Genomic DNA, 23777 nt, shown 5'->3' on the forward strand with positions numbered 1-23777 from the left:
CGGCTTTGTCCGGCTCCCACCGGCGCCGGACTGACCGGGAGACTAGCGCAGATCCGCCCGGAACATACACAGAAAAGTAAAAGGGTCATGGCCGTCGGGCAAGACGATGCCGGCCCTGCGGCCACCCCCGCCGGCGGGGCTCAGCCCGCCAGCGAGTGACGCTCGCCGCGACGGGCCTGACGCTTCGGGAAGGGCACCAACCGCTTGCCCTCCTCATCCCAGAGCTTGAGGTTCAGCGCCGCCACCGCCTCGGGAAACTTGATCCGCCGCAGCGTATATTCAGGCGGCAGGTTGTAATGGCAGGCGCGCAGCCGATAGGAGGGAATCCGCGCGTTGAAATGATGAATGTCATGCAGGTTGATGCAACCGACGATCAGGTCGAAGAACCAGCCGAAATCCAGCGCCGAAGACCCCTGCAGCGCTGCCACTTGCGGATCGAGATCGGGGCGGCGATCCCAATAGGTGTCCTCGAAATTGTGCTGCAGATAGACCAGGAACACACCGATCATCCCGCCGATCACCGAGAAGGTCAGATAGATACCCAGCCCCTGCCAGCCCGACAGCGCCCAGATCAGCCCCAGCCAGGCGAAGACGGCGACATTGTGCAAAAGCACGCCGCGCACGCCGTATTTCACCGTGTTGCGCGGCCAGCGATAGCGGATGAAATAGGTGTAGAGCGAGCCCAGGGGAATCAGCACGAAGGGATTGCGATAGAGCCGGTAAAACAGCCGCTGGCCAAATCCGGCCTGGTTCCACTCCCTCAGGGTCATCGTATAGATTTCCCCGGTCTCGCGGTGATCCAGATTGCCGACCCCGGTGTGATGGTCGTTGTGATTCTGCTTCATCACCTGGAAGGGCGAGAAGGTGAAGGGCGACAGCACCTCGCCCGCCAGTTCGTTCTGCCGACGGGTTTCGAACAGCGAATGATGGCCGCAGTCGTGCTGCAGCACGTAAAGCCGCACCGCGCAAAGCGAATGCACCAGCCCCGCCGGCAGCATCACATACCACAGGCTGGCATAGGCGATCATCACGTAGAGCGATGAGAAATAGACCGCGAAGGTTCCGAAATAGCTAAGCGCCGCAAGACGGTTGTCCTGCTTGGCGTATTGGCGGGTGTAGGCGCGAAGATCCATGATCATCCCGTTTCTGCATTGGTCCCGGTTTCTCCCGCAAACTAATCGGTTCAGTTGCAGCCCACAACCCATCTTGCTCGTCATGCGCGAAAAGGATGCGGTTCCGCCGCCTTCCCTGCCCAAGACGGGCGCGGCCCGGGTTCGGAGCGCCGAAGCCTCTCATTCCCCAAAAGAACGAATAAAGAACGAATAAAGAACACCTCTAATCTGAAAATCTAAAAAACAACCTTAAGATATATGTTAACCGACGGGGATCATCCCTGAGGAGAACATTCACCGCGCTTATCGCAGGAGCATCCCGATGGCAAACTTCACCCTCTATTCCAACCTGTACGGCTGGAGCGTCAACGATCTCTGGTCCGTTGATTTCGGCGCAGCCCCCCTCCTCAAGATCTCTGAGACGACGATTGCCGGTTACCTGGACGGGGTCTTCGTCGCGGCGCAGGGACGCTTCACCCTGGAGGCCGGCGAGCTGACTGGCGGCACCCTCGCCAACCTCAGCTTCACGACCGGAGGCGACAGCATGGCAGTCTTCTCCGGTCTGTCGCTCGACATCGACGATCTCGCCTCTGGCGCGGTGGCGAGCATGTTTCAGAAATCCGATATCCTGACCTCCTCCTGGGACGGGGACGGCAGCTATGCCACCGGCGGCGGCGATGATCGGATCACGTTGGGGGCCGGCGACGATACGGTGGACGGCGGCTCCGGGCGGGACACTTTCGTGCTGGATCTTGCCTATGATCCGCAAAGCATCGAAACCGAAGGCGGCGCGGTGCTGGTCGACAGCGCCTGGGGTCACGACAGGCTGACCCGGATCGAGCGGATCGAGTTCACCGACCGCAGCGTCGCGCTGCAGGTCGGTGGGGACGGCAGGGATATCCTGCGTGGTGACAGCGATCCGATCACCTCCTGGGATATCCTCTTCGGCGGCGCCGGCGATGACCGCCTGATCGGTCGCCGAGGGGCCGACCGGCTGTTCGGCGGCGAGGGCGACGATCGGCTGTCGGGCAATGGCAATCGCGACTATCTTGACGGCGGGGCCGGCGACGACATCCTGCGCGGCGGCGGCGGCCGCGACACCTTCGTCTTCGCCACCGGCGCCGGCCATGACCGGATCGCCGATTTCCAGCTGGGGATCGACACCATCGCCATCGGCGACGGGGCGGCGGGTCTGTCCGATCTGACGTTCAGCCAGCAGGGCGCCGACGTGCTGATCAGCTTCGCCGACGTGACCATCCTGGTCCAGCATATGACGCTGGGCGAGTTGCAGGACGGGGGGAATTTCGATTTCTGATCGTTCTGCCGCGGCGGAAGGCATCATGTCCGAGCTTTCGGACTTGATCCCCTGCCCGGACCTGTGACTTCATTTCAGAACCTGTCCGACCACCGAGCGGGTTCTGAAATCCGCTAAGGCAGGCGACTTTCAATTATCGGTAATATAAAGGCCGCTTCCGTCATGACGACTTTGACGATTTCCTCTTCCCTGAACGGTTGGAGCTATGACGACTTCCTGAACATCGATTTCGATGCCGTCTCCGCCCCCTCGCTTACGTCCTCGGCCATTTCCGGTTACGTGGAGGGGATCTATTTCCTTGCCCGCGGCTATTTCACCTATAATTCCGGCGAGCTCACCGGCGGACGGCTCGACAGCATCCATATCAGCTATAGCGGGTCCTCACTGGCGTCGATCACGGATCTGGGGCTCGACCTGAACAAGGTCGCCTATGCCTCAGATGCCGAAATCGAGCGGATGATCTTCGGCGGCAACGATGTGTTTTTCTCCGACTGGACGGAGGGGGCCACCTATGCCACCGGCGGTGGCAATGACCGGATCACCCTGGGCGCAGGCGACGATTTCGTCGATGGCGGTGACGGCGTCGACACCTTCGTTCTGCGCACGGCCTATAATCCGGCCAGCATCCTCATGGAAAGCGGCCAGTTGGTGATCAAAGGCGCCATGGGGCGCGATGTGCTGAACAACGTCGAAATCCTTGAATTCTCGAACAAGAGCGTCGCCGTCAAGGTTGGCAGCATGCGCGATGACGTGCTGACCGGCGATGCCCAGGACGGCGTGCTGGCGGATATCCTGTTCGGCGATTTCGGCAACGACCGGATCAGCGGCGGCAAGCAGGGCGACCGGCTGTTCGGCAACGGCGGTGCCGACAAGCTGTTCGGCGGCGCCGGCAGCGACATGCTGAACGGGGGCGCCGGCAAGGATGTGCTCAAGGGCGGCAGCGGGGCCGACATCCTGCGCGGCGGCGACAGCGACGATCGACTGCTGGGCGGCACTGGCGATGACACGCTGACCGGCGGCAGCGGGCGGGACAAGTTCATCTTCACCCGCGGCGATGGCCATGACCGCATCACCGATTTCCAGATCGGCCGCGACACCATCGTGATCGACCGCGGCGCCTCCGACCTCTCCGATCTGGAGTTCACCCGCAAGGGCGCCGACGTGCTGGTCCATTTCGCCAATGTGACGATCCTGGTCGAAGACGTGACCGTCGCCGACCTGAAGGACGCGACGAATTTCGATTTCTGATCGCCGGTCGCCTTTCGACGCCCCGGAGAGGGAGGCTCGACCGGCCCAGCCGGCATGAGCGCCCCATCCCCAGACATGAGAAAGGCGGGCCGAGCCCGCCTTTCCTTTGACGACCAAGACGAAACCCCGCCTCAGGCGTTCCAGGGATGATCGCCGCGTGCGTCCTTCACCCGGGTCGGCAGGCCGATCTTGTCGAGAATGGTGAAGAAGGGCTTCGGGTCCAGCTCCTCGACGTTCTTCATGGTCTTGGCATCCCACTCACCGGAGGCCACCAGCATGGCGGCCGCCACGGGGGGCACACCGGCGGTATAGGAAATGCCCTGGCTGCCCACCTCGTCATAGGCTTCCTTGTGATCGGCGACGTTATAGACGAAAAGCTCGACCTCTTCGCCATCCTTCACGCCCTTCACCAGATCGCCGATGCAGGTCTTGCCAGTATAATTCGGCGCCAGCGAGGCAGGGTCGGGCAGCACCGCCTTGACCACCTTCAGCGGCACCACTTCCAGCCCCTCGGCGGTTTTCACCGGCTGTTCGCTCAGCAGGCCGAGGTTCTGCAGTACGGTGAAGACGTTGATGTAATGCTCGCCGAAGCCCATCCAGAACCGCACGTCAGCCTGGGGATAGTTGGCGGCGAGGCTGTGCACCTCGTCATGGCCCGACTGATAGGCGCGCTGGGTGCCGACCACCGGCAGATCCCAGTCGCGACCGGAAGCGAACATCGAGGTTTCCTTCCACTGCTGGTCTTCCCAGTAGTAGACGGTGCCGGTGAATTCGCGGAAATTGATCTCCGGATCGAAGTTGGTGGCGAAATACTTGCCGTGGGAGCCCGCGTTGATATCGACGATGTCGATCGACTTCACCTCATCCATCTGGTCGATGGCGAAACGGGCAAAGGCGTTGACCACGCCCGGGTCGAAGCCGGCGCCAAGGATCGCGGTCACGCCCTTCTCGGCGCAGAGATCGCGTTTCTTCCATTCATAGTTGGCATACCAAGGCGGCGTCTCGCAGATCTTGGCCGGGTCCTCGTGAATGGCGGTATCGATATAGGCCGCCCCGGTCTCGATGCAGGCATCGAGCACATACATGTTGACGAAGGCGGAGCCGACATTGATGACGATCTGCGCACCGGTTTGGCGGATCAGATCGGCCACCGCCTTGGTGTCCATCGCGTCCACCTGATGGGCCGTCAAGACGCCCTCTTGTTTCATCGAGCCCTTTTCGCGGACTGACTCAAGGATCGCCTCACATTTGGAAAGCGTCCGGCTGGCGATATGGATATTGCCAAGCACATCGTTGTTTTGCGCGCATTTATGCGCCACGACCTGAGCGACGCCGCCAGCGCCGATGATGAGAACGTCTCGTTTCAACTCAAGGGACCTCCTTCGTGTTCCTGTAGTTTGGGGTAAAGCCTCAGTTTCAAGGTTTCACGACAAAGCGGCCGTAAAATCCTCATAGGTGAAATCGCGCACCAGCCGGACGGAGCCGTCCAGCTCGCGAATGGCAATGGCCGGCATCTTGACGCCATTGAACCAGTTCTTCTTGACCATCGTGTAACCGGCGGCATCCTGAATGCTCAGCCGGTCACCGGCCTTGAGCGGGGCAGGAAAGCGGAATTCGCCGAAGATATCGCCCGCCAGACAGGACTTGCCGCAGACCATCCATTGCTGGTCGCCGCTTTCCTCCATCTTGGCGTTTTCGCGATAGATCAGCAAATCGAGCATATGCGCCTCGATCGAGCTGTCGACGATCGCCAGGTTCTTGCCGTTGAACAGCGTGTCCAGAACGGTGACTTCCAGCGTGGTCGACTTGGTGATCGCCGCCTCGCCCGGTTCCAGATAGACCTGCACCTGGTTCTGGTCGGAAAAGCGTTTCAGCCGATCGGCCAACTTGTCGAGCGGATAGCCTTCGCCGGTGAAATGGATGCCGCCGCCAAGGCTGATCCAATCCATCCGGCGGATCAGATGGCCAAAGCGCTGTTCGATCGACCCCAGCATGGCGTCGAAACGGTCAAAATCGGCGTTCTCGCAATTGTTGTGGAACATGAAGCCGGTGATCAGATCGGCCACCGGCTCGATATTGACCGGATCATGTTCGCCCAGCCGCGAAAACGGCCGCGCCGGATCGGCCAGATCGAACCCCGAGGTCGAGACGCCGGGGTTGACGCGCAGGCCGCGGATATGGCCACGGCTGATCTCTTCGAACCGGGTCAGTTGCCCCACGGTGTTGAAGATGATCTTGTCGGAATTGGCCAACACCTCGTCGATCTCGTGATCGGCCCAGGCCACCGAATAGGCGTGGGTCTCGCCGGGGAACTTTTCGCGCCCCAGCTTCACCTCGAACAGCGAGGACGAGGTGGTGCCATCCATGTATTCGCTCATCAGGTCGAAGACCGACCAGGTGGCGAAGCATTTCAGCGCCAGGAGCGCCTTGGCGCCGGAATTCTCCCGCAGCCAGGCGATCTTTTCCATGTTGGGGAGCAGTCGCGCCTTGTCGATCAGATAATAGGGCGTTTGCATCGGGGGTTCGCCTCCAGCCAAAGGGGACCACGTCAGAGACCCGGCTGATAGAAACTTTGGCCCCTGCAAACAAGTCCTGATTTTGGTGGAGGCGAATTTTACCAGGCCTTGCCGGGATTTTGGGTCGCCGTCCCGCAATCTCCGCCCCTCCCCCCTTTTCGAGGGGGGAAGGATAGAACAGGCAAACGCCCCTATTTGTCTTTCAGGTGCTTTCTCAGCGCGCTGGGACCAGCCTTCTTGCGCCCCTTATAGGGGTTCTTGTCGTTTTGACCGCGCATGTACAGGCGGATCGGCGTGCCGGGCATGTTGAAGTCCTGCCGCAGCCCGTTGACCAGATAACGCGTATAGCTGTCGGGCATCTTGTCGGGATGGCTGCACATCACCACGAACCCTGGCGGCCGGGTCTTGGCCTGGGTCATGTACCGCAGCTTGATCCGCTTGCCCTGCGGCGCGGGGGGCGGGTGCTGCTCCAGCATGCCAATCAGCCAGCGGTTCAGCTTGGCGGTCGAGATCCGGCGGTTCCACACGTCATAGGCCCGCAGGATCGCATCATGCAGCCGGTCCAGCCCCTTGCCCGTCTTGGCCGAAACCGTGACCAGCGGCGCGCCGCGCAACTGCGGCAACAGCCGGTCGAAGGCCTCTTTCAGCTCGCGCAGCTTGTCCTGCTTGTTCTCCTCGACGTCCCATTTATTGACGGCGACGACCACCGCACGACCTTCGCGTTCGGCCAGATCGGCGATGCGCAGATCCTGCTGCTCAAAGGGAATCGCGGCATCCAGCAACACCACCACGACCTCGGCGAATTTCACCGCGCGCAGACCGTCCGAGACCGAGAGCTTTTCCAGCTTCTCCTGCACCTTGGCCTTCTTGCGCATGCCGGCGGTGTCGAAGATCCGCATCGGCGTGCCGTCCCAGTCGATACGCAGCGAAATGGCGTCGCGGGTGATCCCCGCCTCGGGCCCGGTCAGCAGCCGGTCCTCGCCGAGGATCTTGTTGATCAGCGTCGACTTGCCGGCATTCGGGCGCCCCACCACCGCCACTTGCAGCGGCTTGGCCGCCGTCGGCACCGGCGTGGCGGCGATCTCTTCACCGTCATCGTCGAAATCGACATCCTCGTCGATCTCCACCTCGATCTCCGGCGCATCCTGGGCGGCCCGCTCGGCGAATTCGTCGGAAATCGGCATCAGCTGGGAATAGAGGTCGTTCAGACCTTCGCCATGCTCGCCCGACAGGCGAATCGGCTCGCCCAACCCCAGGCCATAGGCCTCAAGCACACCGGCGTCGGCGGCGGCGCCTTCGGCCTTGTTGGCGGCGAGGATCACATGGGCAGAGCGTTTGCGCAGGATCTCGGCGAAGATCTCGTCCGTAGGGGTCACCCCGACACGGGCGTCGATCAGGAACAGGCAGACATCGGCCATGTCCACCGCGCGCTCGGTCAACCGCCGCATCCGCCCTTGCAGGCTGTCGTCGGTGGCATCCTCAAGGCCGGCGGTGTCGATCACGGTAAAGCGCAAATCGCCCAGCCGCGCCTCGCCCTCGCGCAGGTCACGGGTCACACCGGGCTGGTCATCGACCAGCGCCAGCCGCTTGCCGACGAGACGGTTGAACAATGTGGACTTGCCGACATTCGGCCGACCCACGATGGCGAGGGAGAAACTCATGCGAACGGACTTTCGAAAACCTGAATGCGCCCTTTAGCGCATCCGGGCCTCAACGGAAAGCGTAGAGTGTTCCCTTGGTGCTGACGACGTAAAGGGTGCGCCCCGCTACCACCGGCGCCGAGGCCGCGCCTGCGGGCACGGAAAGCGAGGACAGCCGACGTCCGTCCTTCGGATCGAAGAAGCCCACGGTGCCGTCGGTCGAGGCGACGACGATCCGCCCACCGGCCAGGATCGGCCCATAGTTGGCATAGGACGGGCCCCGCTTGCGCGCGGTGTCGCGTTTGAAATCGCTCAGCTGCACCGACCAGATGGTGCTGCCGTCGCGGCTGTCCAGCCGGGTCAGCCGGTTTTCGTCGCTGATCAGGAAGATGCTGCCGCCGGCAGGGACCACCGGCCCCAGCGCCCCTTCGGTCGCGGTCCAGATGCGCTCACCGCTATTCAGATCATAGGCGACGGTACGTCCCGACTGGTTGCCGGCATAAACCCGGTTGCCGTCGATCACCGGGCTGCCGGTGACATCCATGATCATCGCCCGCGCCCAGCCCTTGCGCTTGCCGGCGATCGAAGCATACCAGCGCCGGAAGCCGCCCTTGCGGAAGGTCGCCGTCAGGTCGCCGGAGCCGAAGGCGAAGACCGCCAGCTCGTTGCTCAGCGCCGGCGCCGGGGCGCCCAGCACATTGGCAACGCTCGGGGTGGCGGAAATCTGCCAGGCGATGCGCCCGTCCGAGGCCTTCACCGCCCAGCCGGTATCGTCACCGGCGACCAGATAGACCAGCCCGTCATAGACCGTCGGCTGCCCTGAACCGGTCGCGTCCAGCTTCTGCTGCCAGCGCTGCGCGCCGGTGGCCGCGTCCAGCGCGGTCAGCCGGCCATAGCCGGAGGAAACATAGATGGTGCCCTGATGATAGGCCAGACCGCCGCCGGTGGCTTGCCCGTCCTTATCCGAGGAGGGAATCAGATCGACGCTCCAGGCCACGGCCCCGTTCTGGCTGACGGCGGTGACCCGGGCCGAGGAATCGAGCGTATAGATCATCCCGTTCGCCACCACCGGCGCTGCGGTGATGCGCTGGCGCAGGCTGTTGCCCTCGCCGATCGGGGCGGTCCAGGCCAGCGCCGGCGCCGCGGCCAAGGCCGCGTTGCCAACGCGATAGGCCGGGGTGCCCTGCCCCTGTTCCCAACTGGTGTTGGCCTTCTGGGCCGGCAGGTTGATGGCCAGGGATTCGTTGCCCCGCTTGGCGGCGGCAAGCTGTTCCTCGGTGGCGGGGCGGATCGCCTCGCGATCGCCCGGCAGGATCTCTTCCGGTTCGGAACAGGCGGATAGAACCAGCGCCGTGCTGCCCAGCAGGGCCAGACCGATACGCGAAAGAGAAAACGCTCTGCTCATGGAAAACTGCCTGTCGTTAGTCTGTCGTCACATCGCTCTGGGCACGCCATTGCGACCCCGGTTTCAGCCCTGCTGCACGCCGCTCACCGCCGCGGGCTTGCCACCCAGCGCCACGATGACCTGATAAACGCGCTGCCGCAAGGTGGCATTGATTTCAGCGTCCTGCAGGATCGCCTGCAGCTTTTCGATCGCCGCGTCACGCTGACCTTCGGCCACATCAATCAGGGCAAGTTGCTCCTCGGCCAGAAGCCGCAGCGGCGCGCCCGGCTGGGCCAGAGCCTCGAACCCCTGGCGGCGCTGATCGGCCGGCAGCGTGTCGGCCTGCAGGGTCAGCGCCTTGAAGCTGGCGATCTGGCGGTAAATCTCGGGCAGTTCGCCATTGCGGGCCACCTCCTCCAGATCGGCGACCGCCGCAGCGGTATCCCCCGCCTCGGCCTGTGCGGCGGCCGAGAGGAACCCCAGCACAGCCTCACCACCCGGAGTGGAGGCCTCGATCTTCGACAGCGCCGTGGCCCGCTCGGCCGGCGCGTCGAGCTCGAGCGCGGCCAGCATCGCCTCGCCCAGCCCCTGGGCGGTGGCCGTGGCCTGCGCCTTGCGATATTCGTTATAGCCCGCGCCGCCCACCACAGCGACGATCACCACCACGGCGATCCAGCCATAGCGGCGTATCAAGGTGAAAAGCCGGTCGCGGCGGACCTCTTCGGTGACCTCGTCGATGAAACTGTCGGCGTCGCTCATGCCTTGCCCCGCCCCGGTTCTGGCGGCCTCCTGTTGACGGCCCCGGATGGCATCCGGGCGGCCCGCTTTCGATCACCCGAGATACCGGCCGCGCGACCGGCACGCAAGGCCGCACCGCCAACCGCCGGAGATCTGGCGCATTTCCCCCTCTTACCGCGCATCCCCGGCCAAGCCAAGGGTCGCTACCGGCGGAAAATCCCCCGGCACCGCAGGAGCGGGGGGACGAGACGACAAAATCTCATCTTGAGCATATGTCATTTCAATCGCCGAGTTTGTATATCTGCCGACGCAATTCTCTCATTTCCATAAGTATCGTTTCTACGGATACGGCCTCCAAGGATGCTCCTCATGCGACCGATCCCATTTCTGACTGCGCTTCTGGTGGCAGCCCTGTTGTTTCTCGCTGTCTTCAAACGTGACGACCTGCTGGCTTTCGCCCAGGGCACCGCGGCGACCGAAGCCCCTTCTCCCGCGGCTCCCCAGCCCGCCGAGCCGATCCCGGCTGAGACGAGACCCGCCATTCGGGTGGTGGTCCTGCGCTCGATCGCGCGCACCATCGACAGCGCCGTGGTGCTGCGCGGCGAGACCCGCGCCGCCCGCCAGGTCGAGGTGAAGGCCGAGACCACCGGCGCGGTGATCTCGGAGCCGCGCCGCAAAGGCAATTTCGTCGCCGCCGGTGATCTGCTCTGCAAGCTCGATCCCGGCACCCGCGCCGCCAATCTGGCCGAGGCGCGCGCGGCCCTGACCGAGGCGCGCGCCCATGTCCCCGAGGCCGAAGCCAAGCTGGCCGAGGCGCAAGCGGTATTGGCCGAGGCGCAGATCAACCACACTGCCGCCAAGCAGCTCAGCGAGGGTGGATATACCGCGCAGACCACGCTGTTGGCCCGTGCCGCCGCCGTCCGCGCCGCCGAGGCCGCCATCGCCTCGGCCGAGGCCGGTCTCGAAGCCAGCCAGGCCGGAATCGAGGCCGCCCAGGCCGCCGTCGCCGCCGCCGAGCGCGAGATCGCACTCTTGACCATCACCGCCCCCTTCGACGGGTTGCTGGAATCCGATGCCGCCGAACTGGGCAGCTTGATGCAGGCCGGCAGCCTCTGCGCCGAGGTGATCCAGCTCGATCCGATCAAGGTGGTGGGCTATGTCCCCGAGACCGAGGTGACGCGCGTTGCCCTTGGCGCGCAGGCGCAGGCCGATCTGGCCACCGGCGAGACGGTCACCGGCCAGGTCACCTTTCTCAGCCGCTCGGCCGATCCGACCACCCGCACCTTCGAGGTCGAGATCACCGTGCCGAACCCCGATCTGGCGATCCGCGACGGCCAGACCGCCAGCATCGCCATCGCCGCCCAGGGCGCGCTGGCCCATAAGCTGCCGCAATCGGCGCTGACGCTGAACAACGAAGGCCAGCTTGGCGTCCGGGTGGTCGAACCCGGCGATATCGTCGGTTTCCGCCCCGTCCGCGTGCTGCGGGACGAGGCCGACGGGCTCTGGGTCGGCGGCCTGCCCGATGCGGCCGATGTGATCGTGGTGGGCCAGGATTTCGTCACCGCCGGCGTCACGGTGCTGCCCACCTACCGGGAGATCACCCGATGACCGGAATGATCGACTGGGCCGCCGCGCGGGCGCGGATGGTCCTGGCCTTCATCGCCCTGTCGCTGCTGGTCGGCGGCTATGCCTATGTCTCGCTCCCGAAGGAGGGCGAGCCGGATATCGAAATCCCCGTGCTCTTCGTCTCGGTTCAATTCCCCGGCATCTCGGCCGAGGATTCCGAAAAGCTGCTGGTCAAGCCGATGGAATCCGAGCTTGCCGATCTCGACGGGCTCGACAAGATGAACTCGACCGCCGCCGAGGGCTATGCCGGGGTCGTGCTGCAGTTCGAGTTCGGCTGGGACAAGACCGCGACCACCGCCGACGTGCGCGACGCGATGAACGCCGCCCAGGCCAAATTCCCCGCCGGGGCGGAACAATATACCATCACCGAGATCAACTTCTCGGAATTCCCGATCGTCATCGTCAACCTGACCGGCGCCGTGCCCGAACGAACGATGGCCCGAATTGCCAAGGACTTGCAGGACGATCTTGAAGCACTGGACGCAGTGCTTCAGGCCGGGATCGCCGGCAGCCGCGACGAGATGCTCGAAGTCATCATCGACCCCTTGCGGCTGGAATCCTATAACGTCACCGCTGCCGAACTGATCAACGTGGTGCAGAACAACAACCAGCTCATCGCCGCCGGCGAGGTGCAGAGCGATCAGGGCACATTCTCGGTCAAGATCCCGTCGTCCTTCAGCAGCCCGCAGGATGTCTATCGCCTGCCGGTGAAGACCAACGGCGACCGGGTGGTGACGCTGGGGGAACTGGCGCAGATCAACTATACCTTCGAGGACCGCCAGGGCACCGCCCGCTTTGATGGTGAGAACACCGTGGCGCTGCAGGTGGTCAAGCGCAAGGGCTATAACCTGATCGACACCGTGACCGAGGTGAAGCAGGCGCTGGAGAAGGCGCGTGCCAAATGGCCGCCCGAACTGCGGGCCGCCGTCACGCTGGGCACCTCGAACGACCAGAGCCGCATCGTCGCCTCCATGGTCAATCAGCTCGAAGGGTCGGTGCTGACCGCCATCGCGCTGGTGATGATCGTGGTCCTCGCCAGCCTCGGCAGCCGGGCCGCGCTGCTGGTGGGCTTCTCGATCCCCACCTCCTTCCTGCTGTGTTTCGCGCTGCTGGCGGCGATGGGGGTGTCGATTTCCAACATCGTGATGTTCGGCCTGATCCTGGCCGTCGGCATGCTGGTCGATGGCGCCATCGTGGTGGTGGAATATGCCGACAAGCGCATCGCCGAAGGGGCCGGTCCGATGCACGCCTATGTCGAGGCCGCCAAGCGGATGTTCTGGCCGATCGTCAGTTCGACCGCGACGACACTCTGCGCCTTTCTGCCGATGCTGTTCTGGCCCGGGGTCTCGGGCCAGTTCATGGGGATGCTGCCGGTCACGCTGATCTTCGTTCTGTCCGCCTCGCTGGTGGTGGCGCTGATCTATCTGCCGGTGATGGGCGGCGTGACCGGGCGGATTTCGCGCGTCTTCTCGCGGATCTCCGACGCGCTGCGGGCACATCTGCCCTGGCTGGCGCGGGCGGCGCTGGTGCCGGTCGCGCTCTATTCCATGTTCCTGGCGGCGATGCAGGTGCTGAACCCCGCTTATCTCTTGCCGCAGGACACGCCGCCGACGCTGGGGTCGCTGATCGGCGGACTGCTGTTCCTGCTCGCCGCCTTCGCCGGTTCCATCACGCTCAGCGCCGCGCGGATCGAAAGCGCCCCGCGCGGGCTGCGCCCGACCCGGCGCCACACGCTGTTCGGCTGGGCGATCCACCTGATCACCGGGAACCCGGTCACCCCCTTGATCGCCGTGGCGACGGTCTTCGCCGGCGTCTTCTATATCACCTTCGTCCTCTTCCCCGCCAAGTCGAAAGGGGTGGAGTTCTTTGTCGAATCCGAACCCGAACAGGCCAGCATCTATGTCCGGGCGCGCGGCAACCTGTCGCTGGCGGAAACCGATGCCATGGTGAAACAGGCCGAAAACGTGGTGCTGGCGCATCCGGCAGTGACCAATGTGTTCTCCTTCGCCGGTGACGGCGGGCTGACCCAGGACAACGGCGGCGCCGAGCTTCCCGCCGATACCGTCGGCCAGATCCAGTTCGAGATCATCCCCTGGGAGGATCGCCCGACGCTGGAGCAGCCCTGGTTCGGCGGCCGGCTGGAGCGGCAGATCTCCGATCCCGCCTATGACGGCGATCTGGTGCTTGAGCAGATTTCCGCCGCGCTCTCCGCCCTGCCCGGCTTTCAGACCGAGGTGACCGCGCTGGGGCGCGGCCCGGCCTCGGCCAAGCCGGTGCATCTGCGGCTGAAGGGCGACGATTGGGAAGAGCTGCAGCAGGCGGTGGCCATCGCCCGCGCCCAGTTCGACGCCACGCCCGGGCTGATCAAGACCGAAGACACCCTGCCCCTGCCGGGGATCGACTGGCAGATCGACGTCGATGTGGAAAAGGCCGGCCGCTTCGGCGCCGATGTGGCGACGGTCGGGGCGATGGTGCAACTTGTCACCCGCGGCATCCTGCTGGACACCATGCGGGTGGACAGTTCCGATGACGAGATCGACATTCGCGTCCGCCTGCCGCGCGAGGATCGGGTGCTCTCCACCCTCGACACGCTGAAGCTGCGCACCCCCGACGGGCTGGTACCGCTGTCGAACTTCATCACCCGCAAGCCGGTCGAGAAACTGGCAACCATCTCGCGCGTGGATCAGCAGCGCTATTTCGACGTGAAGGCGGATGTGCAACCGGGGCTGGTCAAGGTGGTTACCCCGAAGGACGGCGCGACGCTCGCCACCCTGCGCCCGCAACCCGAGGGCACGGCGGGCGAGATCTTGGGGGCCGACGGCGCCGCATATGGGATCGCGGCCCTTGCCCAAGGCGTCGATGTCACGGCCGTGCAGCGCGCGCTTGACGACGGCGCCCGGCTGGCCCCGATCAACGCCAACGAACGCATCGGGCTGTTGACCGACTGGTTGACCAGCGATCCCTTCCCCGCCGGCATCGACTGGGAATGGACCGGCGATCAGGAGGAGCAGGCCGACAGCCAAGCCTTTCTGACCAAGGCCTTCGCCGCCGCGCTGGGGCTGATGTTCCTGATCCTGCTGGCGCAGTTCAACAGCTTCTACAACTCGGTGCTGGTGTTGCTGGCCGTGGTGCTGTCGACCACCGGCGTGCTGATCGGCATGATGGTGATGGATCAGCCGTTTTCGATCATCATGACCGGCACCGGCATCGTGGCGCTCGCCGGGATCGTGGTGAACAACAACATCGTGCTGATCGACACCTATCAGGAGTTCAGCCAGTACATGCCACGGATCGAGGCGATCACCCGCACCGCCGAGGCGCGGATTCGTCCGGTGCTCTTGACCACGATCACCACCATGGCCGGGCTGATGCCGATGATGTTTGGCCTGTCGCTCGATTTCATCGGCGGCGGCTATTCGATCGACAGTCCGACGGCGCTCTGGTGGAAACAATTGGCCACCGCCGTCGTCTTCGGTCTGGGCATAGCCACGGTCCTCACGCTGGTGGTCACCCCCTCGCTCCTGGCGATCCGGGTCTGGTTCGGCACCTATCTGCGCTGGATCGGTCTGCTGCTGGCGCGGCTCGGCGCCGGCGGTTCCAGTCGGCAGGCGCGAGACATGCGGCTACATCGCGACGTGCGCCGGCTTAAGTCGATCGAAATCCTCTGGGACGAGGACCCGGCCGCGCCGCCCCCCTCCCGCGCCGCCCCCGACGCCCCGCAATAGGCGCAATGAAACAACCCGGAGCCGGGGCGGGGCCAACGCCTCGGCACCGGTCGTCCTCGGACAAGAAACGCGAATCGATTCGCCCCATTCCCGGCATGGAATTCTGGCAATTTTGGACAGCAAAATGTGCAACCAGTAGGCGATCCTGGGGCTGAGTGAGACAATTGGCGAACCGACCCGCCATTGTCCCCCACGAATGACCAATGCGAATACAAATTTTGCGAAAATTGTTTCTATCTGCCAGAGTCCGAGGAGTTCACTTGGGAGTACTTTTATGCTGCGTAAACTGACCATCATCGGGGCTTCCGTCCCCGCTCTTCTCGCCACGACTCTGAGCGCCTCGGCGCAGACCTCGGCCGCCACCCTCGGTTCCTACTGGGACTGGTGCTGGGGCGGCAGTGGTTCCGGTTCCTCCTCGCAGGTGCCGGAAATCGATGCCTCGACCGGGCTGCTGGCGCTCGCCGCCATCGGTGCCGCGCTTGCGCTGTCCTGGGAACTGAAACGCCGCCGCGCCTAAGCGCGGGACGATCCCCGGACCATCCGATCAGGCCCGCAGAAGCCAGCCTGATCGGTGCGCTCTCAGATCAAAGACCAGTCGCCGCTCAGCACCGCTGCAGCGGCGACAATCGTATTGGCGACTGCGTGGGAAACAATCGCATCCGCCAACCGGCCACGCCGCAACATCACCAGCGCGAAAATCACCCCGGCCACCCCGGCCTCGAGAATGCGGCCATGCAGCAGGGCGAAGGCCGCAGTCGATACCGCGATCGCGGCAATCCGCATCGGCCAGCCACCCGTATCGAGCCGCGCCAGCAGATAGCCGCGAAAGAACCCCTCTTCGATCACCGGCACCAGCAGCGAAGTGCCCAGCATCCGCAGCAGCGCCCACCCGGCCAGCCCAGCCGCCCCCAGCGTCCCGAGCCCCGGCAACGGAGCCGTGGCCCGCTCGGCCAGCAAGACCCAGCCCAGGCCCACCAGCGCGCCAGCCCCCAGGGCCACCGGATCGAGCCGCCAGTCGAGCCGCAAAAAGGGCTTGCGAAAGACCCAGAGCGCCAGCGCCATCATCGCCGCCTGCAGCGGAAAGCCCAAGGCCGGGGTCTGCCAGAAGCTATGGGCGACCAGGCCCGAGAACATGAAGACGATGAAGGGAACGATAAGGGCGGCGGTGTCGTCCTCGGTCAGCAGGCCAGCGGCCGCGCGCGCCTCCGGCGCGACCTTGGCCGCCCGCGCCTCGGGGGCCCGCTGCAACCAGCGCATGTTCTGCACCACCGCGAGGATTCCCAGCGCCAGCAGGGTGAAGAACAGCCAGCCGGCAAAGCTGTGAAAGCCGTTCACCGCCAGCTCCGGCGACACATAGGTGCCCAGCAGGATCAGCACCGCGATCCTGAGATTGTTGAACAGCCAGCTCACCACCAGCGCCAGCGGCAGCATGATCAGCCAGTACCGCCCGGGCCGCAGCGCCCCCCGCATCAGCAGCGCATAGATCACCATGAAACCGGTGATCAGCGCAAAGCCCTCGATGCCCGAACAGGCGGCAGAGATCTCGACCTGGAAATGCTCGGTGCCGATGGTGGGCGGAGTGAGGTCCAGAAACACCCGCTGACGCGCGAGCGACAACAGCACGGCGACGGCGTAGAAGGTCGAGATTTGCAGCACATAGACGCTCCAGGCGGCGCTCAGCACCTCGGCGAGGTCGGGGATCAGCGCGGCAAGCGCCGCCAGCGCCAGCACCAGCCCCCCGCCGGCTCGCAACCAGCGCCCCCAGTCGCGCGGCCCCATCAGCCAGAACACGCCGCCGAGCGCCGCCAGCAGCGCCCCGCCGGCGAGAAGCATCATATACCAGGCAAACCCGGCCTCGTGACTGCCGGCATCGGCCACCAGCCAGGGCAGGAAGATCACCGCGATCCCCGCCACATGCAGCGCCGCCCAGCCCAGCCGGCCGCGGATCGTCGCGGTCAGCGCCGCGAGCCGGCCCCGCAGATCGGCCCTGAGCGCCAGCACCAATGCCAGTGACGCCACCACGCAGAGCCCGCGCAGCGCGCCGCCCCTGAGCGCGCGGCAAGCCGCCTCGATCCCGGTCTGCCGGCATTCGAAACTGGTGAACACCTGGAACACCAGCACGATCGCCACCAGCTCTGCCATCAGGATCGCCAGACCCAGTCCCGCGCGTCTGCCCATATTTTTCCCTGCCGGCGCGCGCCGGTCCCTCTGTCATTGTCTCCTTTCCCTGACCACAGCATCAGGTCGGGAAAATGGCGAAAATCGGGACTTATTCGGATCAGGTCATCAAAAGCGCCCGGAATCAGGCGGCGTGACCCTCCGAAAGCTGCCGCCGCCACAGCGTGGCATAGCGCCCGCCCTTGGCCAGCAGCCCGTCATGAGTGCCCGCTTCCACCACTTCGCCGTGGTCGAGCACGACGATCTTGTCGGCCTCGGCGATGGTCGAGAGGCGGTGCGCGATGGTGATCACCGTACGCCCCTGGCCCGCGCGTTCCAAAGCGCCCTTGATCTCCTGCTCGGTATGGCTGTCGAGCGCCGAGGTGGCCTCGTCCAGCAGCAGGATCGGCGGGTTCTTCAGCAGGGTACGGGCGATGCCCACCCGCTGTTTCTCCCCGCCCGAGAGCTTCAGGCCGCGTTCGCCCACCTGCGTTTCATACCCCTCGGGCAAGGAGGCGATGAAATCGTGGATCTGCGCGGCGCGCGCGGCCTCGACGATCTCCGCCTCGGTGGCGCCGTCTCGGCCATAGGCGATGTTATAGCGGATGGTATCGTTGAACAGCACGGTGTCCTGCGGCACCACCCCGATGGCGGCATGCAGGCTGGTCTGCGTCACATCGCGGATATCCTGCCCGTCGATCCGGATGGCGCCGCCGGTGACATCGTAAAAGCGGAACAGCAAGCGCCCGATGGTCGACTTGCCCGAACCGGTGGCGCCGACGATGGCGACCGACTGGCCGGCGGGCACCTCGAGGCTCACCCCCTTCAGGATCTCGCGATCCGGATTATAGGAGAAATGCACATCGTCGAACTCGATCCGCCCGCCCGAGACTTTCAGCGCCGGCGCACCGGGCTTGTCGCAGACCTCCTGCGGCTGCTCCAGCAGATCGAACATCTCGCCCATGTCCACCAGCGCCTGACGGATTTCCCGATAGACGGTGCCGAGGAAGTTCAGCGGGATGGTGATCTGGATCATATAGGCGTTGACCATGACGAAATCGCCCACCGTCAGGGTGCCCTTCTGCACCCCCAGCGCCGCCAGAACCATCACCCCGATCAGCCCCAGGGTGATCAGGAAGGACTGGCCGAAGTTCAGGAAGGACAACGAATAGGCGGTCTTCAGCGCCGCCTGCTCATAGCCGCGCATGGCCACGTCATAGCGGGCGGCCTCGCGCGCCTCGGCGCCGAAATACTTCACCGTCTCATAGTTCAGCAGGCTGTCGATCGCCTTCTGATTGGCGTCGGTATCCTGATCGTTCATCTCGCGGCGCAATTGCACCCGCCATTCGGTGACCTTGAAGGTGAACCAGACATAGATGGCGATGGTCACCGCCACGATCAGCAAATACCAGACGTCGAACATCACCGTCAGGATGATGGCGACCAGCGACAGCTCAAGGATCAGCGGCCCGACGCTGAACAGCAGGAAGCGCAGCAGGAACTCGACCCCCTTCACCCCGCGCTCGATGATCCGGCTCAGCCCGCCGGTCTTGCGGCCGATGTGATAGCGCATCGACAGCCGGTGGATGTGATTGAAGGTCTGCAACGCCAGCCGCCTGAGCGCCCGCTGCGCCACCGGCGCGAAGATCGCGTCGCGCAGCTGCTGCAGGCCGGAGTTGAGCATCCGCGCCACCCCATAGGCCACCGTCAACCCGACCGCTCCGAGCGCCAGCGCCGGCACCCCGTCCTTCGCCAGGGAATCCACCGCATCCCGGTAGAGGATCGGCGTATAGACCGCGATCAGCTTTGAGATCACCAGCGCCGCCATCGCCAGAACGACGCGGCGCTTGACCCAGGGCTGGTCCCGGGGCCAGAGATCGGGGGCGACTTTGCGGATGGTCCGCCAGCCCGAGGCGCGCTCGGTCCGGACGGGGGGATCAATTGGTTGGGTCATGTGTCTTCCTTGCCTGCGCCCCAAATAGGGCGACACCGACGGAATGACCAGAGCCAGGCGCATCACGACAGGCCCGGGCGCCGTCTGCTCTGCCCGAATAGGCGCGCCGTAGACACACCCCAGGGGGGCGGCCCCGGCCTGCGGCGCCCCGCTATTCCGGCAGGGTAAAGACCTGGCCGGGATAGATCAGATCAGGGTCGCGGATGCGGTCGCGGTTGGCCTCAAACACCCGCACGAAAAGCGGCCCCTCGCCATAGCGGGCCTGCGAGATCGCCCAGAGCGTATCGCCCTTCTGCACCGTCACCGCCCGCACCGCCGCCGTGCTGGCAGGCGCCCCGGTTCCGGAGGCCACCGGCGCCAGCACCTCCGGCGCCTCGCGCTTGAACGGGGTTTCCAGCCGGTTCAGCACCTTGCCACCAGCGTCGATCTCGTCGAGCCGCAGCGTATAGACCCCCGGCCGGATGCCCGAAAGCCGCCCCTGCCAGCGACCGTCCGCCGCCACCTTCAGATCGCTCACCGCCGCATTGTCGAGATAGACCCGCACCCGCGCCGGCGCCGCAGCCAGGCCGGACAGCAGCACGTCCCCCTCGGCGCTGTAGCTGATGGTGTCGAGCGTGAAGCCCCCCGCCCCGGCAGCCGGCACGGCAGCGGGCTGCAACAGCTCCACCCCATCGGCACCCGCCCGCAGCACCGCAACAGGCGCGGGCTCCGCCACCGCGGCAGTCTGCACCTGCGCCTCGGGGCGAGCGACGGCAGCAGGCACAGCGGCGTCGCTCTGCGGCACGGCGCCACCGGCGGCCGCAGCCACGGTTTGGTCGACCGGCCCCTCCGTCTTGGCCGGCGCCGTCTCGGCGGACAGCGGCGCCAGGATGATCTGATCCTCGGAGAGCGCGCTCTCCGTGCCGAGCACCGCCCGCAGGGTCAGGACCCGCGGCGCCTCGCTCGGCGCAAGGCTCAGGAAACTGACGAAGGCACCGTCGTCCCCGGCCGTCAGGCTCTGCTGCTCGACCCCGTCGAGCAGCAAGATCACCTGCGCTCCCGCCGCCGCGCGCCCGGCGATCACCGCGGTGCCGTCGGCCTCGACCCGGACCAGATCGAACCGCGGCGCGCTCATCGCCGCCAGGGCAGCGACCGGCGCAGTTGCCGGGGTCGGTTCCGTCGCGACCGCTGGCTGCGTTTCAGACTTGGATGTGGCCGTCTCGGGCGCGGCTGTCGCCCCGATGGCCTGTGGTGCCGGCGGCGCGATCACCTCCTGCGGCGGCCGCACCGGCGCCGGAGTGAACACCCGCGCGTAATAAAGCGCCGCAGCCCCTGCTGCCACCACCGCGATCCCGGCGGCGGCCCCCAGAACCCAACCCGGCCCTGCATGTCCCGTTTCAGCAGCCATCTCCGTCCATCCCCGATCCGTCCCTGATCCGATGCTCCTGCCCCCGTTGTCCGGGGATCCGGCCGCATCGCAATTTTTCATCGCTTTTCACCGCCCGCGCTCCGCTCCCTCCCCAGGGAAGCGGCGCCGGCCCGCCCGAGGTTGAGCCAGCCTAGCAATGGGGCTATCAGGGGTCAAAACACGTATTCCCTCCCCCTGGCAAGAGAATGAAAGGCGCGCATATGAGCAGGAAATCCGTCTGTGTCTATTGTGGCTCACGCCCGGGCGTCCGGCCCGGCTATGTGACCGCCGCCCGAGACCTCGGCGCGGCACTCGCGGCCGAGGACTGGCGGCTGGTCTATGGCGCCGGCGACGTCGGCCTGATGGGAGAGGTCGCCCGCGCCGCCCAATCCGGGGGCGCCGATACCTTTGGAGTGATCCCCGAGCATCTGGTCCGCCGCGAGGTCGGCAAAAGCGACCTGAACCGCTATGTCGTCACCCAGACCATGCACGAGCGCAAGAAGGTCATGTTCATGAACGCCGACGCGGTGGTGGTGCTGCCCGGCGGCGCCGGATCGCTGGACGAGTTGTTCGAGGTGCTGACCTGGCGCCAGCTCGATCTGCACCGCAAGCCGATCGTCATCCTCAATACCGAAGGCTACTGGGAGCCGCTCAAGGCGCTGATCGACCAGATCGTCGCCGAGGGTTTCGCCGAGGCCTCGCTCGCCGGGCTGCTGACCTGGGCCACCACCCCGCAAGAGGCGATGGCCCGGCTGCGCGACGCGCTGCACTGACCCCCGGTCTTCTTATCTGCAAAAATACTCCCGCCGGAGGCGTCGTACCCTTGGCGCCGCACTTGCAGTTTACGCCGGAGACGGTGCGTATTCGGGCAGAGAAGACGGCGGACCGGACCGCCCGGATCATCACCCTCTCGTCCCGCGAAGGACACGCCAGACATGCAAACGCCCGACCAATCGGCCGGGCGTTGCGAATTTGGATGGGGCGCGTGATTACTTCAGGCGCGACGCCACGTTTTCCCAGTTGACCAGATTGTCCAGGAAGTTGGTCAGATAGGCGGGGCGCTTGTTGCGGAAGTCGATGTAATAGGAATGTTCCCACACATCGCAGCCCAGCAGCGCGGTCTGATCGAAGCAGAGCGGGTTCACGCCATTCTCGGTCTTGGTCACGGCCAGCGAACCATCGGCGTTCTGCACCAGCCAGGCCCAGCCCGAGCCGAATTGCCCGGCACCGGCGGCGGCGAAGTCTTCCTTGAACTTCTCGACCGAGCCGAAGGATTCGACCAGCGCCTTTTCCAGCGCGCCCGGCATGGCGGCGCCGCCCGGGCCCATCATTTCCCAGAACTGGGTGTGGTTCCAGTGCTGCGAGGCATTGTTGAAGATACCGTTCTGGGCGACAGCGCCAGCGGCATAGGTGCCCTTGACGATCTCTTCGACCGACTTGCCTTCCCATTCGGTGCCGGCGATCAGCTTGTTGCCGTTGTCGACATAGGCCTTGTGGTGCAGGTCGTGGTGATATTCCAGCGTTTCAGCCGACATGCCCTTGGATGCCAGCGCGTCATGTGCATAAGGAAGATCGGGTAATTCAAAAGCCATCTGAGACCCCTGCTGATAAAGTTGCGTTTCCCTAGAAGTACATGCGGCGCAGCCACCGGCAGGTCAAGGGTAATGAAGGCAAAAGCCGCTTGGCCGGCCAGGATGGGCCGAGGCCAGCGCAGAGGACAAGACGGAAGGCAAGACACCATGCTCACGCGGATGCGCAAGGCGATCTATCGAATGCGCGGCGCCTATCAGGGCGCCCTGGGCGGGATGCCGTTCCAGCTCGATCCCTATCACAGCAAGTTCTGGCGCCAGACCACCGCAGGACGATGGGAGCCCGAGACCTTCGCGGTGCTCGACGCCCATCTGGCGGCGGATCGGGACTATCTGGATATCGGCGCCTGGATCGGGCCGACGGTGCTTTATGCGGCGAAGAAGGCGCGCCATGTCTGGGCCTTCGAACCCGATGCCACCGCCTTTCGCCATCTGGCCTGGAATATCGAGCTGAACGGGATCACCAATGTCTCCGCCCTGCCCGTCGCCCTGTCGGACCGCACCGGTCTCGCCCGGATGGCGAGCTTTGGTGGCGAGGCGGGCGACAGCATGACCAGCCTGCTGAACGCCGAGGCCTCGGGCGGGAGCGATGTGGTCACGCTCGACTGGCAGGCCTTCGCGGCCGACACCGATCTCTCCGCCGTCTCGCTGGTGAAGATGGATGTGGAGGGGGCCGAGTTCGGCCTGTTGCACGCGCTCCTGCCCTGGCTCAAGACGGCGCGGCCGGCGCTTTATCTGTCGACCCACGCCCCCTATCTGCCCGAGGATCAGCGGGCGGCGCGGATGGGCAAGCTGGCGCGTCAACTGTCCTTCTATGGCAGTTGCCGCGATACCGCCGGCATGCCCGTCACCGCGGCGGATTTCACCGCGCCGGAGGCGCTCAGCCGGTTCCGAAGTTTCCTCTTCACCGGCTGAGATCGCGGATCATTTCTTTTTCGCCTTCGGCGGCGTCAGGACACAGGTTCCGGCGCCCTTGATTTCATTGTCATAGCCTTTCAGCGTGCCCTCGAACCCGACCCGCATCCGCACGGTGTCGAGATAGATCGAGCTTGAGGTCTTGAGGCTCTTGTTCCGGATCTTGATATTATCCAGCTCCCAATTCATCCGGTATTTCCCGGCGCTCATCTGTCTCGGGATCACCTTGATCGGGGTTCCGAGACTGTAGCGAATGAAATCATCATAGACATAGGCCGTCTTGAAATCGTCTTCGGAAACGACAATCAGCGTTTGCGGAACCCAGCCACCTTTCGCCTGCTGAACCAGATGGCATTCATAGATCTTGCTGACTGTGTCGGCGGCGGTCGCGGCGCTGGCGGCAAGGCTCATCCCGACGCCAAGGGCGAGAGCATGAAAAATGTTTTTTTGGCAAAGCCTTACGCACCGAAG

18 protein-coding genes are annotated in these 23777 nt (G+C 65.0%); 7 read left to right on the plus strand and 11 right to left on the minus strand.

Features of this window, described 5'->3' with window-relative positions; genetic code table 11:
- Positions 1–140: 140 nt before the first annotated feature.
- Positions 141–1133 carry a fatty acid desaturase gene (locus ACN0V4_RS13555; RefSeq protein ID WP_417676997.1) on the minus strand — a complete coding sequence of 331 codons (993 nt, stop codon included), beginning with the start codon at positions 1131–1133 and terminating at the stop codon, positions 141–143.
- Positions 1134–1434: 301 nt separating this feature from the next.
- On the opposite strand from ACN0V4_RS13555, the gene ACN0V4_RS13560 reads away from it, so the two are divergent.
- Together ACN0V4_RS13560 and ACN0V4_RS13565 are read left to right on the plus strand one after the other, a co-directional pair.
- Positions 1435–2427 carry a calcium-binding protein gene (locus tag ACN0V4_RS13560; protein WP_417676932.1) on the plus strand — a complete coding sequence of 331 codons (993 nt, stop codon included), beginning with the start codon at positions 1435–1437 and terminating at the stop codon, positions 2425–2427.
- Positions 2428–2589: 162 nt separating this feature from the next.
- Positions 2590–3675: a calcium-binding protein gene (locus ACN0V4_RS13565; protein WP_417676934.1), complete on the plus strand. Its 1086-nt coding sequence runs from the start codon at positions 2590–2592 to the stop codon at positions 3673–3675.
- A 131-nt stretch (positions 3676–3806) separates the two neighbouring features.
- Here ACN0V4_RS13565 and ACN0V4_RS13570 read toward each other — a convergent pair whose 3' ends face one another.
- The 5 genes from ACN0V4_RS13570 to ACN0V4_RS13590 all read right to left on the minus strand — a co-directional run bounded on the left by ACN0V4_RS13570 (position 3807) and on the right by ACN0V4_RS13590 (position 9974).
- The gene (locus ACN0V4_RS13570) at positions 3807–5042 is read right to left on the minus strand and encodes a saccharopine dehydrogenase family protein (protein ID WP_417676936.1); all 1236 of its coding nucleotides are present in this window, start codon (positions 5040–5042) and stop codon (positions 3807–3809) included.
- 57 nt (positions 5043–5099) lie between these two features.
- Positions 5100–6191, minus strand: coding sequence for a carboxynorspermidine decarboxylase (locus tag ACN0V4_RS13575; protein ID WP_417676938.1), 1092 nt, complete (start codon positions 6189–6191; stop codon positions 5100–5102).
- Positions 6192–6382: 191 nt separating this feature from the next.
- The gene (gene der / locus ACN0V4_RS13580) at positions 6383–7852 is read right to left on the minus strand and encodes a ribosome biogenesis GTPase Der (RefSeq protein ID WP_417676940.1); all 1470 of its coding nucleotides are present in this window, start codon (positions 7850–7852) and stop codon (positions 6383–6385) included.
- Between the two features lie 49 nt (positions 7853–7901).
- The gene (locus ACN0V4_RS13585) at positions 7902–9236 is read right to left on the minus strand and encodes a PQQ-binding-like beta-propeller repeat protein (RefSeq protein WP_417676942.1); all 1335 of its coding nucleotides are present in this window, start codon (positions 9234–9236) and stop codon (positions 7902–7904) included.
- Positions 9237–9299: 63 nt separating this feature from the next.
- On the minus strand, positions 9300–9974 hold the full coding sequence (locus tag ACN0V4_RS13590) for a tetratricopeptide repeat protein (protein ID WP_417676944.1): 675 nt from the start codon (positions 9972–9974) through the stop codon (positions 9300–9302).
- Between the two features lie 348 nt (positions 9975–10322).
- On the opposite strand from ACN0V4_RS13590, the gene ACN0V4_RS13595 reads away from it, so the two are divergent.
- The 3 genes from ACN0V4_RS13595 (at position 10323) to ACN0V4_RS13605 (ending at position 15821) form a co-directional block, all read left to right on the plus strand.
- Positions 10323–11561 (plus strand): efflux RND transporter periplasmic adaptor subunit, encoded by a 1239-nt coding sequence (locus ACN0V4_RS13595; RefSeq protein ID WP_417676946.1) that lies wholly within the window; start codon positions 10323–10325, stop codon positions 11559–11561.
- A complete protein-coding gene (locus tag ACN0V4_RS13600; protein WP_417676948.1) occupies positions 11558–15304 on the plus strand; it encodes an efflux RND transporter permease subunit in 3747 nt (1248 codons plus the stop codon). The genes ACN0V4_RS13595 and ACN0V4_RS13600 overlap by 4 nt, the downstream gene beginning before the upstream one ends.
- Before the next feature lie 274 nt (positions 15305–15578).
- Complete coding sequence (locus tag ACN0V4_RS13605; protein ID WP_417676950.1) at positions 15579–15821, plus strand: VPEID-CTERM sorting domain-containing protein; 243 nt, start codon at positions 15579–15581, stop codon at positions 15819–15821.
- 62 nt (positions 15822–15883) lie between these two features.
- On the opposite strand, the gene xrtE is transcribed toward ACN0V4_RS13605, so the two are convergent.
- The 3 genes from xrtE to ACN0V4_RS13620 all read right to left on the minus strand — a co-directional run bounded on the left by xrtE (position 15884) and on the right by ACN0V4_RS13620 (position 20802).
- Positions 15884–17482 carry an exosortase E/protease, VPEID-CTERM system gene (xrtE, locus tag ACN0V4_RS13610; protein WP_417676952.1) on the minus strand — a complete coding sequence of 533 codons (1599 nt, stop codon included), beginning with the start codon at positions 17480–17482 and terminating at the stop codon, positions 15884–15886.
- Between the two features lie 124 nt (positions 17483–17606).
- Positions 17607–19415, minus strand: a complete 1809-nt coding sequence (locus tag ACN0V4_RS13615; protein ID WP_417676954.1) for an ABCB family ABC transporter ATP-binding protein/permease — start codon at positions 19413–19415, stop codon at positions 17607–17609.
- 151 nt (positions 19416–19566) lie between these two features.
- Entirely contained in the window at positions 19567–20802 is a 1236-nt protein-coding gene (locus ACN0V4_RS13620; RefSeq protein ID WP_417676956.1) for a LysM peptidoglycan-binding domain-containing protein, read from the minus strand.
- 221 nt (positions 20803–21023) lie between these two features.
- Between ACN0V4_RS13620 and ACN0V4_RS13625 the strand changes: the two genes are divergently transcribed.
- Positions 21024–21575: a TIGR00730 family Rossman fold protein gene (locus tag ACN0V4_RS13625; protein ID WP_417676958.1), complete on the plus strand. Its 552-nt coding sequence runs from the start codon at positions 21024–21026 to the stop codon at positions 21573–21575.
- Positions 21576–21791: 216 nt separating this feature from the next.
- Here the strand turns inward: ACN0V4_RS13625 and ACN0V4_RS13630 are convergent, their stop codons facing one another.
- A complete protein-coding gene (locus tag ACN0V4_RS13630; RefSeq protein WP_417676960.1) occupies positions 21792–22394 on the minus strand; it encodes a superoxide dismutase in 603 nt (200 codons plus the stop codon).
- A gap of 147 nt (positions 22395–22541) precedes the next feature.
- Between ACN0V4_RS13630 and ACN0V4_RS13635 the strand changes: the two genes are divergently transcribed.
- A complete protein-coding gene (locus tag ACN0V4_RS13635) occupies positions 22542–23306 on the plus strand; it encodes an FkbM family methyltransferase (RefSeq protein ID WP_417676962.1) in 765 nt (254 codons plus the stop codon).
- 9 nt (positions 23307–23315) lie between these two features.
- Here ACN0V4_RS13635 and ACN0V4_RS13640 read toward each other — a convergent pair whose 3' ends face one another.
- The gene (locus ACN0V4_RS13640) at positions 23316–23717 is read right to left on the minus strand and encodes a hypothetical protein (RefSeq protein ID WP_417676964.1); all 402 of its coding nucleotides are present in this window, start codon (positions 23715–23717) and stop codon (positions 23316–23318) included.
- Positions 23718–23777 lie beyond the last annotated feature (60 nt).

Source organism: Pseudodonghicola sp., from assembly GCF_048268305.1.
Classification (GTDB): domain Bacteria; phylum Pseudomonadota; class Alphaproteobacteria; order Rhodobacterales; family Rhodobacteraceae; genus Pseudodonghicola.